Genomic DNA, 15,342 nt, shown 5'->3' with positions numbered 1-15,342 from the left:
ATAATCATAATACGCGGATGATATTTAATTAAGGACTTATACCAACCAACAGGGTGGGTAACTAAATGGAGGATGACTAAATGAATTCTAAATATACACCATTATTTGAATCGTTTAATTTAGGAAAGAAATTAGAAGTGAAAAATCGATTGGTGATGGCACCTATGACAAATTTCTCTTCTAATCCTGACGGGACTGTAACCGACGCCGAAGTTAACTATTATGAACGTCGGTCAAGCGGGGTCGGCATGGTTATAACGGCATGTACTTACGTGTCGGCTAATGGCAAAGGTTTTCACGGGGAATTTGGCGGAGATCAGGATGAATTGATACCTAGTCTAAGTCGTTTGGCATCAGCGATTAAAGCGAAAGGTGCAAAGGCAATTCTCCAGATCTTTCATGGCGGCCGAGAGGTTCCACCCGAATTGGTAAATGGTGATGTTGTCAGTGCAAGCAACATCCCATCGGAAGGTGAAGGGAAAGCAGTTCCACGACCTCTATCTGAAAAGGAAATAGAATCGATCATTTTCGACTTTGGTGAAACCACCAGACGTGCCATTGAAGCGGGATTTGACGGTGTCGAGATTCACGGTGCAAATGGTTACTTGCTACAGCAATTCTTTTCGCCGCATTCGAACCGTCGTGAAGACAAGTGGGGCGGTTCTCTTGAAAAGCGCCTGACTTTTCCATTAGCGGTTGTGGATGAAGTGAAAAAGGCGGTTGCCAAACATGCCAAGGATCCGTTCATCGTAGGTTACCGTTTTTCACCGGAAGAACCGGAAACACCAGGAATCACCATGGATGATACACTTGCATTAATTGATGGGCTTGTAACAAAGGATCTGGATTATCTTCATGTTTCATTAATGGATTTCTGGTCGAAAGCAAGACGGGGAACCGACGTTGATCGACCTCGGATAGAGATCATTAAAGAACGTATCGGAGATCAAGTTCCATTAATTGGGGTTGGTTCCATCTATACAGCAGATGATGCGATCAAAGCATTGCAATCGGGGGTTCCGTTAATAGCATTAGGGCGTGAAATCATAATTGATCCTGAATGGGTACAAAAAGTGGAACAAGGCAGGGAAGCTGAAATCGTGACCAAAATAAACAAAGAAAATCAGCAGCAACTTGATATTCCAGACCCATTATGGCAAGCGATCATCCACACTCCAGGATGGTTTCCGGGGATTGAATAAATAAAAGTTCGTAAAAGTACTGATTTGGTTTTTATATAACCCGGTTAAGAAACACATATAAAAGTGTTCTTATCCGGGTTTTTATGTATGGAAAAGTCATTTATATGAATGAGAATCTAAATAGTGATTTTAAATTGAGTCCGAATGAATAACTGAGCATTCTATTTCTAAGCTGATTGGAAATAAAACAGGGGAAAGTTTAGAATTTTTATTGACTAGCACTTAAGCCTCAACCGCAGATACACTTGGGAATTTTGGTGAGGAAAGGGGCTTTTTCTTTACGGTACGCGTGGAAAAGGTTAGGAAGGACGTTAGATAACACCATAAAAACAACCATTAATTAATGGCTGTTTTTATGGTGTTATCTTCTTTTTAACAAAATAGCTAATATCAAAGATATTTGCAGAGAAATGATAAGTAAAAGAGAGAACATATAGTCACTATCTAAAGATGCATCATAGCTAAAGATAAAAAATAAAATTACTGATATGACTAGAATTAAAATGAAATTAATAATAATTTGCCTCATGGTCCCCCCAATCTAACAACAGATCAATAAGACAGCGTCAATGCATATAACCTTATATCTGTAGTATTATTTGGTGTAATTGATAAACCATCCGGATAAACTGATACAGAAGGTGTACCAGCAATTCTTCTATGACCATACGTTATTTTAATGTTTATTTTACCATTTTTGGATGTGGGAACATATACATATTGTCCAATATACCCTTTATGCTTGATTTTACTAGTAGAAGTCCTTATATCATATGAACCAGCCACTCCAGCACTTGGTTCCCAATTACTTGGAGAATACTTGTTTGCATAATCAATCCAACGTCCATTTCCTTGTTGATCATGAGAATATCTGTGCTGGTGTTGTTTTACTTCCCTCCACTAGTTGGCAGGTACAACCCTGAACTTGAAGGGAAACCAATCGTCATTTTATCAATTAACGTATATGAAGGTGTTTTTAGCCATTGAAAGTTACCGTATATATAAAATTTATCTTCTTTTGACCGATCACTTTTTACTTTATATACAGTTCCCCCCATTTTTAAAGTTGTTGCAGCAATTGATGCAAAAAGTGCTGATTTGCCCTGGTTTAGTAACTTCTAAATCATATATAACCATAAATTCCGATCCGGAATCTATAACTTTAGCCTCCTCTTCAATTAATCGTCTTGAAACTTCAACAGGTAAATCCTCGGCTTCTTCTTGAGTATTGCCGACTTATCGTTTGTATACTGAAAGCCATAGGAACGAATTAAAGTACCATTGATTTCTACTATCTTCAGGATGGGATAGGAGCACTTTAACTGTCTCTGAGGGAATATATATAACTTAGTTCTATAAAAAAATAGCGTTTCTTTTGATCCATTGAGGACACACCGGAAATAAAAAACATGAGGTTATGATCATTCTCGTTATTACTGTACTCTATTATTCCTGAATATGAGTTTTGGTTTTTAGACATGCTATTTCAAATTAGGAACTATTGTTTTCAATCCAAGATTTTCTTTTGTAGGAACATAAAGAATAGGATTCGATGGTACTCTATAATTTAATGGCATTATTCCAACTCCTTTGTGAAAATTACTGTACAAGAGTGATGCTTAGGTAGTTTGCATTTTAATATTGAAACCATCTAATTTAAATATGGGACAACCTATGTGAACTATACTCGAAGTAACTATCACTCAGTTATAAGCTTTGATAACCACTAGAAAAATCTCTGAATAATGGGGAAAAAGTAAAAACACGGAGTGGTTATAGCCAACTCCGTGTTTTTCATAATATAGGGATTATAAAACCCAAGCTTCCTTAAAATAGAAAGGAATCAAGAGAGTATGGGCCAGCTCCGGTTAGCGCAACGCCAATCGCCACTGCAAGAATGGCAAGATTATATTCATAACCGTTTTGAGTTGCCCAGTAGCCATTTGCTCCATGGACTTTAACGATCGCAACGAGCATTGTAAGTGCAATTAATATACCTGCAAAGGGTGTAAGGAGACCTAAAGCAAATAACGCTCCGCCTATAAGTTCAGATAGACCGGCAAATAGGGCCATCGTAATTCCTGGCTTCATCCCAATTGAATCAAACCAGCCTCCTGTACCTTTCAAGCCATGACCGCCAAACCACCCAAATAATTTTTGAGCTCCATGTCCAACAAACGATAACCCTATTACTAAGCGTATAACTAATAAACCAATACCAATCATTTATGATTCCTCCTAGAGTTTATTTTGAATTTAGATATCTTTAATTCGAGATTTATACTTAAAAAAACACAGTGATATTATCTCGAGTTAATTTATCTTTAATTAAAGATAATATTTTTTGATCGATTTGTCAAACACAATTTTTATCATTTAAATTTAAAATGATTGCTTTAGAAAAAGGAACGAGGACAGGTGAGGTTTCCAGGTTGAATTTGAAAATAAATATATTTAGGTAGAAAAAATCATTCCTTTTATTTGTAAGGGATATCTCTTAAACGAATGCCTCCTGCTACATACATCTTACACATGAACTTCACACTGTTACTCGTGAGTTTAGCTGATTTACTCATGAATTTGTGCTATTTACTCGTGAATTTACACGATTTACTCGTGAATTCGCTCTATTTACTCGTTAATTCCGCGCATTTACTCGTGATCATTATATACGGAAATCAATTGAAGCCGCCGACTTGGAAATACAGTTAAGGAATTGTTTAAGAACCGGCTGCCATTACTTAAGGTGTTTAGATAATCGAAAATACTTCATATGTGGTGTGTAGGGTGCTGCAACGAGGATTAAATAACGTACACAACCGGGTGTCACACTGGGGTAGGAAGTGGTCCGGACGGTTCTTCCGTCTTTGCTGGATCTTTTGCTGTTCTGTTGTGACAAACTATGCTCCGACATCCCGATGTTGATATTGCAAAATGATTCATATGCATTATTTTAAATCGAAAAACAGGCAATGCCCATGGCGGTTGCCTGTTTTCTTATATTGCAAAGGTCATGCCTAAGTATCCTAATTGAGAAAGAAGGTAAAAAGGGGAGATTGACAGCAAAATAAATCATATAATAACTTATGTGGTTATCAATGGGAGATGTACTGGATTAAAAATTTGTACCGGTTTTATAAAAAAGTTCATTATATTTATTTAGTAACTGATCAAGTTGCTGGCTATATTCAACGGCAACATGAGAGTTTAAACCATCTTTAGCGACAATTTTGATAAGTTCATTTCTCTTTAATTCAATCTGTTCGAGAAATTCATTCTTTTTAGCCATTATATTTCCTTTCTGGCCCCAACATTTATTTCAAGGTACCCTTAATTTATGTGTTCGTTGTAAAATCTGTATGAATATAACAATTATATCGGCTTGGACTAATGAATTCAAATAAGTTAACTTAGCCTGTCGCCCATCCAGTTATAAGCTATTGGTTGTCATGAAATATTCACAGTTCCATAAATGTATTTTTTTATCTTATTTGTTACAATGTTTATAGGTTGACATACATAGGAGTGAGCTTATTTGAATGATATTAATATGTTTTTAGCTTTTGGGGCGGGATTCCTGAGTTTTATTTCGCCTTGCTGCTTACCGCTATATCCGGCCTTTTTATCTTATATCACTGGTATGAGTGTAGGTGAAATCAAATCCGAGAACGCCATGCTTCAAAGAAGAAGCATGCTGCATACTTTATTCTTCCTTCTTGGGTTTTCCCTGGTTTTTATTGCAATTGGTTTTAGCACTTCATACTTAGGTTCTTTTTTCTCGGATTACAAAGAATTAATTCGACAGATTGGTGCTATCCTGATTATCATTTTTGGTTTATTCATTGTAGGAATCTTTCAGCCGAAGTCTTTGATGAAAGACAGTCGTTTTGAATTCAAGAATCGACCTAGCGGATATATAGGTTCCATTCTTATCGGACTGGCCTTCGCCGCTGGATGGACTCCTTGTGCAGGTCCGCTGTTAGGTGCTGTCATTTCATTGGGTGCAACGAATCCAAGTGCTGCCATGAGCTATATGACTGCCTATATTTTAGGATTTGCCATCCCGTTCTTCATATTATCCTTCTTTGTCGGAAAGTTGAAATGGATCAAAAAGTACAGCCAATACATCATGAAGATTGGCGGATATTTAATGATTATAATGGGTGTGGTTTTATTTTTTGATTGGATGACCAAAATAATTGCAGTCCTGTCTAGACTATTCGGTGGCTTTACAGGTTTTTAGTCCATAATAAGTTAATTTTTCAATATTATTCTAATTGAGGCCGGCTATTAGGTCTTATGGTGCCCATTTCGTTGATTTTCGGTATAAGGTCAGTCACTAAGTGGTTGATGAATGCGGGATTGGGCGGTAAGCATTGAATATTATATAGAAATTAAATCCTGATCTAAGAAATTAAGAAGAACTTCAGGCTGCGATGTTCATAATGCAAAAATGGTTGACGAAGGCTATAGAAGCCGGGACCAAGGTTTTATCGTCAAGCCTTTTGTCGAGGGCGGGAATTGGAAGCATCATCAAAAGCGGGCTTAATTAATAAACACCTCCTTGTTTATCTTAAATAGGTACTATATACTTTGTTTATAAATTGAAGTCATATATAATTTTTAATGGTACTTACCTATTATTAGTTAAAAGGGATGGTTAAGAGATGATATATATATCAACAGGTATAGCGATTGTGATGGCTATAGGTGTTTTCATATTACGGATGAAGGAAACGAAAAAACCAGTGAATGAAAGGAAAATCATTTTACCGCCACTGTTTATGAGTACCGGTGCTTTGATGTTTATTTTCCCGATGTTCAGGGTCACTCGATACGAATTGTTGGAGGCTCTTGTTGCAGGAATGCTATTTTCCATCTTATTGATCAAAACATCTAAATTTGAAGTTAGAGATGAAAAAATTTATATTCTGCGCTCTAAAGCGTTCATATTCATATTGATTGGTCTCATGGTGATTCGACTGGTGGCAAAGCTGATGCTGGGAAGCACGATTGAAATCGGTGTATTGAGCGGAATGTTTTTCTTACTTGCTTTTGCGATGATCGTTCCGTGGAGAATTGCCATGCTTTACCAATATAAGAAAGTTAAAGCAGCCAGTTTCGGCGGAGGCAGTATGGTTTGATAATCAAAGGAAATAATCTACAAAACCTGAGTCGTTATTCATGATGACTCGGGTTTTTCATTTGCGTGGGAACTTCATTAGAAAAAAATCAATCCAAAACCCTAGTAATTTCATCTGAATTATATTATATTAGTATTATTATTTTACTTAAGGAGGAAACGGTACATGTTACAAATGATTGTGTTAGGGATTATTTGTGGTTTACTGCTGGGATTTGTGCTTCAAAGAGGCCGTTTCTGTGTTGTTGGTGCATATCGTGATTTGATTTTAGCTAAAGATGGACGGATGTTTTTGGCTACATTTGTTGTAATAGCGATACAAAGTATTGGAGTTTATGCATTGAATGATACAGGGGTCATTCAGTTTGGAAATGATGGTTTTCCATGGCTGGGAACCATTGTGGGTGGCTTTATTTTTGGTATTGGTATGGTTCTGGCAGGAGGTTGCGCCACTGGAACATGGTATCGTGCCGGAGAGGGCATGATCGGAAGTTGGGTTGCCCTTTTTGGATATATGCTAGGGGCAGCAATGACGAAATATGGTGTATGGAAAGTCGCAGGGGATAATCTGTTATCTTATCGTACAAATGATACGTATATTCATGAAACGTTAAATGTTTCTCCTTGGGTGCTTGTTATTATTGTGACACTCTTGGTTGGCATATTGGTGATTCGTGAATTGAGAAAACCGAAACTTCCAATCTTTAAAATGAAACCGAAAAAAACGGGATTGGCCCACATCTTATTCGAGAAACGCTGGCATCCTTTTGTTACAGCATTATTGGTCGGCCTTATTGCAATCATGGCTTGGCCGCTGAGTGCAATGACAGGGAGGATGTTCGGACTTGGAATTACAGCGCCTTCCGCGAACATTTTAACTTTCCTAATCAACGGAGATGATGCGTTAATCGATTGGGGCACGTTTTTAGTAGTAGGCATTTTCCTAGGTTCTTTCATTGCTGCCAAAGGGAGCGGGGAATTCCGTTGGCGTTTGCCTGATATGAAAACGTTACGTAATAATGCAATTGGCGGTGTAACCATGGGATTCGGTGCAAGTGTTGCCGGGGGATGCACAATCGGAAATGGCCTGGTGAACTCGGCGTTATTTGCTTGGCAAGGTTGGATTGCGATTGTCTTTTTCCTGCTGGGTACATGGGTAGCAACATATTTCACGATCATCCGTAAGCAAAAGCAGGCAGCCGCCGCATCCAAAGCGGCTTAAGATACGAGTCAAAAACTTTTTAATCAAGGAGTGGAATATAAATGGCAAAAGTATTGGAAACGACTGGAATGGTATGTCCATTCCCTTTAGTGGAAGCAAAAGAAGCGATCGCGGACATGGCAAAAGGTGAGGAATTGATCATTAATTTCGATTGCACACAAGCAACTGAGAGCATTCCGCGTTGGGCTGCTACAGAAGGTCATGAAATCACCGAGTTCGAGCAAATCGATGACGCTAAATGGCGAATAATCGTAAAAAAGGGAAAGTAAATTGATTTGAAGAAAACGTGCTCAGGTTTCCTGTGCACGTTTTTTCATTTTTTCAAGGTTGAATAATTGGCGCTGAAAGTTTCTAGTGATAATATGTCTTTAACCACTTTATTAAGGAGATGTTGATATTGGTTGACGAGGTCATTTTAAATGATGTTCCACTGAAAGTTACGGATTTTCTTTCTGAAACTGTAAAGGATTCTGAAGGTAAGGAAATCAGAAAAGTCAGTTTCAATTTCAAGGTCACACATAGTGAATATCATGATATTACTACACTTCTTTATCAGATGGTTTTTGATTTAAAGATTCCACAGTCAAACGAGGAGTTTCGTGCAGAGATTTTTAACTATGCAACTTCGGTCACGAATCTATATGAAGAAAATGCGGTAGGGGATTTTTCACTCGTCTTGCTGGAAGTGAACGGTCAAGAATGATTGTATTGCCAGTCTTGTAAAGATATGGGTTACTGTCTATAATAATAGTGACGATCATTCTATACATATGAGGTGGTACTTTGCTTAGCGGATGGTTTTTATGGTTCATTCTATTTTGGGTAGCCCTTTTAATTATATTGATGAGCATAGGTGGCTTTTTCATGTTTCGAAAGTTCCTGAAAAGATTTCCAAAAGAAGATGGGAAATCCGATATGGATTGGGAAGAATACTATTTGGATCAAACAAAGCACTTATGGTCAAATCAGCAAAAGGAATTACTGGAAGATTTAGTGAGTCCTGTGCCAGAACTTTTTCGTGATGTTGCACGTCATAAGATTGCGGGAAAAATCGGGGAGTTGGCGCTAAAGGAAAAAGCGGGCGATATTACGGAAGATTTAGTGATACGCGGCTATATCATTGCCACACCAAAGCGGGACCATAAATTTTTGCAAAAAAAATTAGCTGAAAGAAAGGTGAATATGGGTCCATATGAACATTTATTCAGCTAATGATGAAAAAGGCAGACTCATTTGGAGTCTGCTTCAGTTTGTAGACAAAAGGGGTTCAGAATAAAAAAATTTCGAACCCCTTTTAAAATTCCCTTTGAAATTTTGACCAAAGGTTAAGAGATTTGGGCTCTTCGAGCCACTAGGTTATGCTATTTTAGGATCTTGCCATGTCCACATGGCCATCTTCTTTAAATTAATGGCAGTGAAAGTAAGCATTGCTTGCATCGACAATTTTTTAAGTCCCCTTAAAGTAGTCCAACGCATACCTTGCTTTTCTTTTGCATCCGCGAATACACACTTAATCGTCGTATGGAACTAATAGCGAAGGTATATTGAATGAATGCCAGTTTAACTAAAATAACTGGATCATTACTTCGGCGTCCTACCTCTGAATACATATCTTTCACCAAGTCATAAATGAAAATGAAGTCAATGGAAGCCTCCATTTTACGAACCAAATGGCTCGGCGGCACCAGTTGATCAAAAGTAATCATTTCAAGTTGTTCTCGTTGAATAGAATGATGTTTCGAAAGCATCCTCATCACCTCAAGTTTTAATAGATCTATTCTAAAACAAAAAAGACTGTAGGCAAAAGGAGTTCTATCCAAATTTTTAAACATAGTTGATTGGAGCGGGTGTGCGAGACTCCTGCGGGAATAGCGAGTCTAAGGGAGACCCCACAGGCGCGAGTGCGCCGAGGAGGCTCCCGGACCGCCCGCGGAAAGCGAGTGCCTGAAGTGTAAATCAACGTCAAAATTTGTGCAAGCAAAAAAAATGTAGACAAACTCGATTTTCATCGCGTTTGTCTAAATTCAGAAGCAGACTCATTTGGAGTCTGCTTTTTTCATTTTGAATCATGAAAAGAATGGAGCTATGTGGTAAAAATTAGAACGTTTGTACCCAAACCATGCTATTCGTTAAATTTTTGATATAATAATAGTAAGTAAAATTTAGGACGGAGTGAAACTATGAAATTTATCCATACGGCTGATTGGCATTTAGGTAAAATCGTTCACGGGGTACATATGACAGATGACCAAAGGCATGCACTCTTGCAATTCATAGAAATTGTCGAAGAGGAAAAACCGGATGCCGTGGTGATTGCCGGTGATTTATATGATCGTTCCGTTCCGCCGACTGAAGCGGTGGAGCTTCTTGATGAAATCCTTTATACGATTAATGTGAAAATGAATACACCGATCGTTGCGATTTCGGGAAACCATGATTCTGCGGAAAGACTCGCATTCGGTTCATCATGGTATCGTCATAGTCAGTTATACATTCATGGAAAATTGACAAAAACATGTGAGCCGGTTCGCATCAAGGGCGTGAACTTTTATTGTGTTCCTTATGCAGAACCTGGGACGGTCCGCCATCTTTTTGAAGATGATAGTATCCATTCCCATCAAGAAGCGATGAAGCGGATAACCGGAACGATAGCCGAGAATTTCAATAGGGATGAGCCGAATGTCTTTGTAGGACATGCTTTTGTATTAGGCGGAAAAACGAGCGATTCGGAAAGGGTCTTGTCGGTAGGTGGTTCTGGCTGTGTCTCATCCGACTTATTCGATGCGTTCGATTATACGGCACTTGGGCATTTACATAGTCCAGACGCGATACGTCATCCTAAGGTGTTTTACTCTGGATCACTATTAAAATATTCTTTTTCCGAGGCCAAGCAGAATAAATCGCTTTCCATCGTCGATATGCAAGAAGATGGAAGTTTTAATATACGCTATCGTTCTTTGACACCCAAATTCGATATGAGGGAAATATCCGGGGGTATGGAAGAATTGCTTGATCCCGCTTTCTATCAATCGCAAAAAAGGGATGACTATTTGAAAATAACACTAAATGATGAGGGGGCACTCATCGATCCTATTAACCGCTTGCGTCAGATTTATCCGAACGTACTTCATCTGGAGCGAAAATGGGATTTGACTGACCTTAGGAGGAAAAATTCCTTCACTTCTGTAAAAGATGAACGGAAATCAGAATTGGACCTGTTTGAAACGTTTTATCAAGATATGACAGATAGGGACTTTGATTCACAAAAGCAGGATTTGATGGTTTCGGTAATTGAAGCTGTTAAGAAAGAGGAGGCTTTGAAATGAGACCGGATATTTTAACGATGCAGGCATTCGGACCATATGCAGGAAGGGAAATCATTGACTTTAATTCCCTTGGGGAACGGACCATGTTTGTCATCTCTGGCAAGACAGGCGCAGGGAAAACAACGATATTTGATGGGATTAGTTTTGCGATTTATGGAAAAGCCAGCGGTGAAGATCGGAGCGGGCAAGATTTACGAAGTCAGTTTGCCGAAGATGATCTGTTGACTGAAGTCTCGTTACAATTTACCTTGCGTGGAAAAACGTATTTGGTGACCCGGTCTCCACAGCAGGAACGGAAGAAAAAAGCAGGGGAAGGAACAACTACGGTTGGAGCAAAGGCTGAATTATATGAGGTATTGCCTGAAGGGAAAAAATTACTTGGTGCAAATGTACGGGAAGTTGAAGAAAAAATAAAAGTACTAATTGGACTTGATGCGAACCAATTCCGGCAAATCCTGATGATTCCACAAAATGAATTCCGAAAACTGTTAACTTCCGACAGCAAGGATAAAGAACAGATTCTCCAGAAATTATTTCATACTGAACTTTATAAACGAATAGAAGAAAAATTAAAAGAAGAGGCTTCCATCCTAAGAAAGCAAAGCGAAAAAAGTGCTCAGCGGCGAATTGAATTGATGAAAGGCATCCATCCTGGAAATCATGAAGAGCTGCAGGCGCAATTGCAAGGGGAAGAGCCTAATGAACAGCAGGTCTTACCGTTATTACAGGAAGTCATTTTGCAAGCAACGGAAAAAAATGAATATATAAATAATCAAATACAGGAAAAGCAAAAAGCACGAGATCAAGTAAATCAAGAGCTTTCAAAAGCTGTCGATTTATTAAATCGATTTTCTGAAAAAGAAAAACTTCGAAAAGAAAAAGAGGCCCTTGAAGCAAAGCTGCCAGAAATGGAACTAGTGAAAGTCCAAATGAAAATGGCACACAAAGCGGCTTCACTTGAAAAGCAGGAACAATACTATTTGCGAATTGGCAAACAAGTGCAAGATGCGAAAGCCGAACTTCAAAAGTTAAGTGAGCAGTCCGAGAAGTTGCGAACTGAGCGCATTGAGAAGCAGGATTGCTATGATAAGGAAATGTTGAAGGAAAATGAAAGAGAGCAGGCAGTCCGAGCTGTTCATCAGCTTGAGCAGGTAAAAGAGGCTGTCATGACTTTTGCAAGCTTAAAAGCACAGGTTACCTTAGATGAAAAAGAGTGGCAAACTTGCAAACGACTTCGTGAAAAAACTGTTTCGGAACATCTGTCGGTCGAAGCGGAAGCTGAGAAAGTCGCTCAAGAAAAAACAGAAGCGGAAAAAGCGGCTGTTCTTTATCGTGATCAGGAAATTGAAGCAGAAAGAAACCATTCATCATTATCTAAAATTAAAAAGCTTCAAGAAGTTCTTTATGAAATCCAGAATACGAAACGGGTGCTGGATGAAAAGAATAATCGGTTCCAGGAGTTACAAAGAATACAAATTCAGGAGAAGGAAAAACTGGAAACCCTGAATCGAAACTGGCGATCTGGCCAAGCAGGTATGCTTGCTTCCATGCTGCACTCTGGAGAAAATTGTCCTGTGTGCGGTTCACAAAGTCATCCAAAACCAGCGCAGATGCATGAGCATATGCCGACGGATTTGGAACTGAAAGAGCAAGAAAACAAGCTGAAAACGGCGGAACAACAAAAAAGCCAAGCGGAAAGTGAATATTATCAAGCGAAATCCAAATATGACGCATTGTTAGAGTCTTCACAAGAAAAGCTGAGCGACTTACAAAATGATATGCCGGAGTTTAGGAATGAAGATATTAACGAGCATTTGCTGCAGTTTGTACAAAAAGGAAAAGTGCTGCAAGAACAGCTAAAAGAATTGATGCGGAAAAAGTCAGTATTAAATGATCTGGAAAAAAGGTTGCTGGATTTAAGAGAGAAAGCATCCGAGCTAAAGGAAAATCTGATCTCTTTAGAGAGAAAAGAGGACCAAGGGAAAACCAGGTATATTGAAAACTCTACAAAACTAACAGGATTAACCGATTCCCTGCCAGACGGAATACGGACAGAGGAAGAATATAATGCAGCTTATCTAATGGCTGTAAATACAAAGAAACGCTTACAATCGGCCTTGGAAGATGCGCAAAAAAACCTTCAACTGGTGAAGGAAAGAGAATCGGCCATCAGTGCGAAAAAAGAATCCCTAAGTAGAAATATCGAGGCTTTAAATACAGAATTGAAAGAGGAGCGGGAAAAGTTAATTGCGGATATGACCAATCAAGGTTTTTCCAATTATAAAGAATATACGGCAGCAAAAATATCGGAAGCAGCTCTTGGAAATTTGGAGGACCAAGTTCAGCAGTATAATCAAAATTGGCAAAGTGTTTTAAGTCTGTTTCATGATTTGGAAATGAAATTAAAAGATGTGACCAAACCGGATCTTGAAGGATTGAAAAAGACTTTCGATTTCATAGATGAAGAATTGGAGTCGTTACGCCAAAAACAGAATGAGTTGCAGGCTGAAAAACGGACTAACGAAGAAATCCAAAGGAAATTGGCGCAAATTAGGGAAGAACAGAAAAGTTTGGATGAAAGGTACAGTATCGTCGGTCATCTGTCTGAGATTTCCAAAGGTCAAAACTCCTTCAAAATAACTTTTGAACGTTATGTACTTGCAGCCTTTTTAGATGATATCTTAAAAGAAGCCAATTCAAGGCTGCTGAAAATGACAAGCGGAAGATATCAGTTATTGCGAAAGCTTGATCCTACACGAAGGAATATCCAGAGCGGTCTGGAGTTATCTGTGTATGATCAATATACAGGACAAGAGAGGCATGTCAAAACCCTTTCGGGAGGAGAGAGCTTTAAGGCTTCCCTTGCACTTGCCTTGGGTCTTGCGGGTGTTGTCCAGCAGAATGCTGGCGGAATTTCACTTGAAACGATGTTCATCGATGAAGGTTTCGGTACGCTCGACCCTGAATCTCTTGATCATGCAATTGAAGCATTAATGGATATACAAAGCACCGGGAGATTGGTCGGGATAATATCCCATGTCCCGGAATTGAAAGAAAGAATCGATGCCCAGCTTCAAGTCATTTCGACACAAAAAGGAAGTCGGACGTCCTTTTATTTTGCTGGTTAATCAAGAAAAAAGAATGGCTAAAGGGAGGTTCCCCTTAGCCATTCTTTTTATTTTTAATGAACGGACTACTCAATGTTAATATCTTCAGCTGTTTTTCCGGGGGAAAACTTATGGATGCGAATCACCAAAATCGGATTCGAGAATTCAGCGGTAATTCTGCGTGAGCAAATCGAAAAGGGGAAAGGGATTTTTCTCTGTGTGGGTAGCTTATCTTCTTTTTTTTCAAGAAATGGCTTATGAGTATCGTCAACGATGATCGATAGCTCATTATCACTTAGGCATACTTTAATATCTTTCACATCATGATCTTCCAAAACCGCTTCCACCATATACTCATCGTCACTTTCGTATATATCAATTGAAAAAAGTTGATGATCCAACGCACAAGTTTCCGGATCCAGAAAAAAACTTTTTACCCATTCATCAAACTTTTCAACCTCAGTCATTTGCGATCCATGTTGATTGTCTTGCATGTTGATACCCCCGGTTTTCCTTTGAGGTATTATATGATGGAGCATGAAGAATGGTGATTGAAAAAGTGAAATTGAAGATAATAAAAGATTCCGGGAAATTGGTTCGAAAAATGTAAAAAGCAATCAATGCAAAGGGACGATGTGTATTCGGGTATTAAAAAGCATAACAAGTTATAAAAGAAAGGGTCATAAGGCCTTCTAAAAGAGTGGATTTTTTAGAAGGATTTTAACTTTATAAGTACAAATTAGGCTTATAAAGCATGTAACTTCTTAAACTAAAGGCTATCTCAATTCATCCCAATATAAAAAGACATACTCTGGTTCATGCTCTTTTTTTAACTCATCAACACTTGGTATTATTTCTAAAGTTTTCTTTTTATTCGTACGTAAAGTATTACTAGCGTTCTGTTTTAAACCCTTTTCATCCATGATATACACTCTCCTTTTTAGCATAGTTTGTGTCCTGCCGCTCTTCTTATTCTTGTTTTTGCAAGGAATGTAATCATTCATTAACAAGATGGTTTCAAGATGAAAATGTTATTAGAGATTTATTTTACGGATTAAATGTTGACACTAAAGAAAAATAGCAGTATGATAATAAAGTCGCCTAATTAATGAGCGATTTTAAAAAAAGAAATACTTCGTAGAAGTTGACAACTATTCAACGTTATGTTAAGATGAATTAGTTGAAAAAAACCTACAACAAATTGCTCTTTGAAAACTGAACAAAACAAAGCGCCAACGTTAAATTTTAAGTGAGCACACACTATCAAAAAAGCAAATGAGCAAGTCAAACATTTCTTCGGAGAGTTTGATCCTGGCTCAGGACGAACGCTGGCGGCGTGCCT

At 38.4% G+C, this 15,342-nt stretch carries 14 protein-coding genes and 1 pseudogene; 9 read left to right on the top strand and 6 right to left on the bottom strand.

Features of this window, described 5'->3' with window-relative positions:
- The first annotated feature begins 80 nt into the window (after nt 1-80).
- A complete protein-coding gene (locus ACFX4H_RS21835; protein ID WP_249598236.1) occupies nt 81-1,202 on the top strand; it encodes an NADH-dependent flavin oxidoreductase in 1,122 nt (373 codons plus the stop codon).
- 1,827 nt (nt 1,203-3,029) lie between these two features.
- Here the strand turns inward: ACFX4H_RS21835 and ACFX4H_RS21830 are convergent.
- Together ACFX4H_RS21830 and ACFX4H_RS21825 are read right to left on the bottom strand one after the other, a co-directional pair.
- On the bottom strand, nt 3,030-3,428 hold the full coding sequence (locus ACFX4H_RS21830) for a DoxX family protein (protein ID WP_095679715.1): 399 nt from the start codon (nt 3,426-3,428) through the stop codon (nt 3,030-3,032).
- A gap of 889 nt (nt 3,429-4,317) precedes the next feature.
- Nucleotides 4,318-4,491 (bottom strand): aspartyl-phosphate phosphatase Spo0E family protein, encoded by a 174-nt coding sequence (locus ACFX4H_RS21825; protein WP_084737866.1) that lies wholly within the window; start codon nt 4,489-4,491, stop codon nt 4,318-4,320.
- Nucleotides 4,492-4,737: 246 nt separating this feature from the next.
- Between ACFX4H_RS21825 and ACFX4H_RS21820 the strand changes: the two genes are divergently transcribed.
- The 6 genes from ACFX4H_RS21820 (at nt 4,738) to ACFX4H_RS21795 (ending at nt 8,779) form a co-directional block, all read left to right on the top strand.
- The gene (locus tag ACFX4H_RS21820) at nt 4,738-5,445 is read left to right on the top strand and encodes a cytochrome c biogenesis protein CcdA (protein WP_034312916.1); all 708 of its coding nucleotides are present in this window, start codon (nt 4,738-4,740) and stop codon (nt 5,443-5,445) included.
- Between the two features lie 424 nt (nt 5,446-5,869).
- Nucleotides 5,870-6,346, top strand: coding sequence for a CcdC family protein (locus ACFX4H_RS21815; protein WP_048685979.1), 477 nt, complete (start codon nt 5,870-5,872; stop codon nt 6,344-6,346).
- A gap of 165 nt (nt 6,347-6,511) precedes the next feature.
- A complete protein-coding gene (locus tag ACFX4H_RS21810) occupies nt 6,512-7,567 on the top strand; it encodes a YeeE/YedE family protein (protein ID WP_241637516.1) in 1,056 nt (351 codons plus the stop codon).
- A 41-nt stretch (nt 7,568-7,608) separates the two neighbouring features.
- Nucleotides 7,609-7,836, top strand: a complete 228-nt coding sequence (locus ACFX4H_RS21805) for a sulfurtransferase TusA family protein (protein ID WP_034312908.1) — start codon at nt 7,609-7,611, stop codon at nt 7,834-7,836.
- A gap of 128 nt (nt 7,837-7,964) precedes the next feature.
- Nucleotides 7,965-8,270 (top strand): DUF3219 family protein, encoded by a 306-nt coding sequence (locus ACFX4H_RS21800; RefSeq protein ID WP_241637515.1) that lies wholly within the window; start codon nt 7,965-7,967, stop codon nt 8,268-8,270.
- Nucleotides 8,271-8,350: 80 nt separating this feature from the next.
- The gene (locus tag ACFX4H_RS21795) at nt 8,351-8,779 is read left to right on the top strand and encodes a DUF2621 domain-containing protein (protein WP_089363245.1); all 429 of its coding nucleotides are present in this window, start codon (nt 8,351-8,353) and stop codon (nt 8,777-8,779) included.
- 144 nt (nt 8,780-8,923) lie between these two features.
- On the opposite strand, the pseudogene ACFX4H_RS21790 reads toward ACFX4H_RS21795, so the two are convergent.
- Nucleotides 8,924-9,085 (bottom strand): annotated as a pseudogene (locus ACFX4H_RS21790) (transposase); the annotation flags it as partial.
- Nucleotides 9,025-9,225: a transposase gene (locus ACFX4H_RS21785; protein ID WP_483878272.1), complete on the bottom strand. Its 201-nt coding sequence runs from the start codon at nt 9,223-9,225 to the stop codon at nt 9,025-9,027. The pseudogene ACFX4H_RS21790 and the gene ACFX4H_RS21785, both read right to left, overlap by 61 nt.
- A 522-nt stretch (nt 9,226-9,747) precedes the next feature.
- On the opposite strand from ACFX4H_RS21785, the gene ACFX4H_RS21780 reads away from it, so the two are divergent.
- Both ACFX4H_RS21780 and ACFX4H_RS21775 read left to right on the top strand, forming a co-directional pair.
- The gene (locus ACFX4H_RS21780; protein WP_377436199.1) at nt 9,748-10,893 is read left to right on the top strand and encodes an exonuclease SbcCD subunit D; all 1,146 of its coding nucleotides are present in this window, start codon (nt 9,748-9,750) and stop codon (nt 10,891-10,893) included.
- A complete protein-coding gene (locus tag ACFX4H_RS21775) occupies nt 10,890-14,021 on the top strand; it encodes an SbcC/MukB-like Walker B domain-containing protein (protein WP_377436198.1) in 3,132 nt (1,043 codons plus the stop codon). The genes ACFX4H_RS21780 and ACFX4H_RS21775 overlap by 4 nt, the downstream gene beginning before the upstream one ends.
- 65 nt (nt 14,022-14,086) lie before the next feature.
- On the opposite strand, the gene ACFX4H_RS21770 is transcribed toward ACFX4H_RS21775, so the two are convergent.
- Both ACFX4H_RS21770 and ACFX4H_RS21765 read right to left on the bottom strand, forming a co-directional pair.
- Nucleotides 14,087-14,494, bottom strand: coding sequence for an Hsp20/alpha crystallin family protein (locus tag ACFX4H_RS21770; RefSeq protein ID WP_034312897.1), 408 nt, complete (start codon nt 14,492-14,494; stop codon nt 14,087-14,089).
- Nucleotides 14,495-14,776: 282 nt separating this feature from the next.
- Complete coding sequence (locus ACFX4H_RS21765; RefSeq protein ID WP_377436197.1) at nt 14,777-14,923, bottom strand: hypothetical protein; 147 nt, start codon at nt 14,921-14,923, stop codon at nt 14,777-14,779.
- Nucleotides 14,924-15,342 lie beyond the last annotated feature (419 nt).

Origin of the sequence: Peribacillus sp. YIM B13477 (assembly GCF_042787955.1) — a bacterium.
GTDB lineage: Bacteria > Bacillota > Bacilli > Bacillales > DSM-1321 > Peribacillus > Peribacillus frigoritolerans.
Note: the sequence above shows the minus strand (reverse complement) of the source record. Positions and strands in the feature narration are given on the sequence as shown.

Coding starts and splice junctions, on each gene's coding strand:
- ACFX4H_RS21835 (WP_249598236.1), top strand. CDS start 81: ATGAATTCTAAATATACACCATTATTTGAATCGTTTAATTTAGGAAAG.
- ACFX4H_RS21830 (WP_095679715.1), bottom strand. CDS start 3,428: ATGATTGGTATTGGTTTATTAGTTATACGCTTAGTAATAGGGTTATCG.
- ACFX4H_RS21825 (WP_084737866.1), bottom strand. CDS start 4,491: ATGGCTAAAAAGAATGAATTTCTCGAACAGATTGAATTAAAGAGAAAT.
- ACFX4H_RS21815 (WP_048685979.1), top strand. CDS start 5,870: ATGATATATATATCAACAGGTATAGCGATTGTGATGGCTATAGGTGTT.
- ACFX4H_RS21810 (WP_241637516.1), top strand. CDS start 6,512: ATGTTACAAATGATTGTGTTAGGGATTATTTGTGGTTTACTGCTGGGA.
- ACFX4H_RS21805 (WP_034312908.1), top strand. CDS start 7,609: ATGGCAAAAGTATTGGAAACGACTGGAATGGTATGTCCATTCCCTTTA.
- ACFX4H_RS21785 (WP_483878272.1), bottom strand. CDS start 9,225: ATGGAGGCTTCCATTGACTTCATTTTCATTTATGACTTGGTGAAAGAT.
- ACFX4H_RS21780 (WP_377436199.1), top strand. CDS start 9,748: ATGAAATTTATCCATACGGCTGATTGGCATTTAGGTAAAATCGTTCAC.
- ACFX4H_RS21775 (WP_377436198.1), top strand. CDS start 10,890: ATGAGACCGGATATTTTAACGATGCAGGCATTCGGACCATATGCAGGA.
- ACFX4H_RS21770 (WP_034312897.1), bottom strand. CDS start 14,494: ATGCAAGACAATCAACATGGATCGCAAATGACTGAGGTTGAAAAGTTT.
- ACFX4H_RS21765 (WP_377436197.1), bottom strand. CDS start 14,923: ATGGATGAAAAGGGTTTAAAACAGAACGCTAGTAATACTTTACGTACG.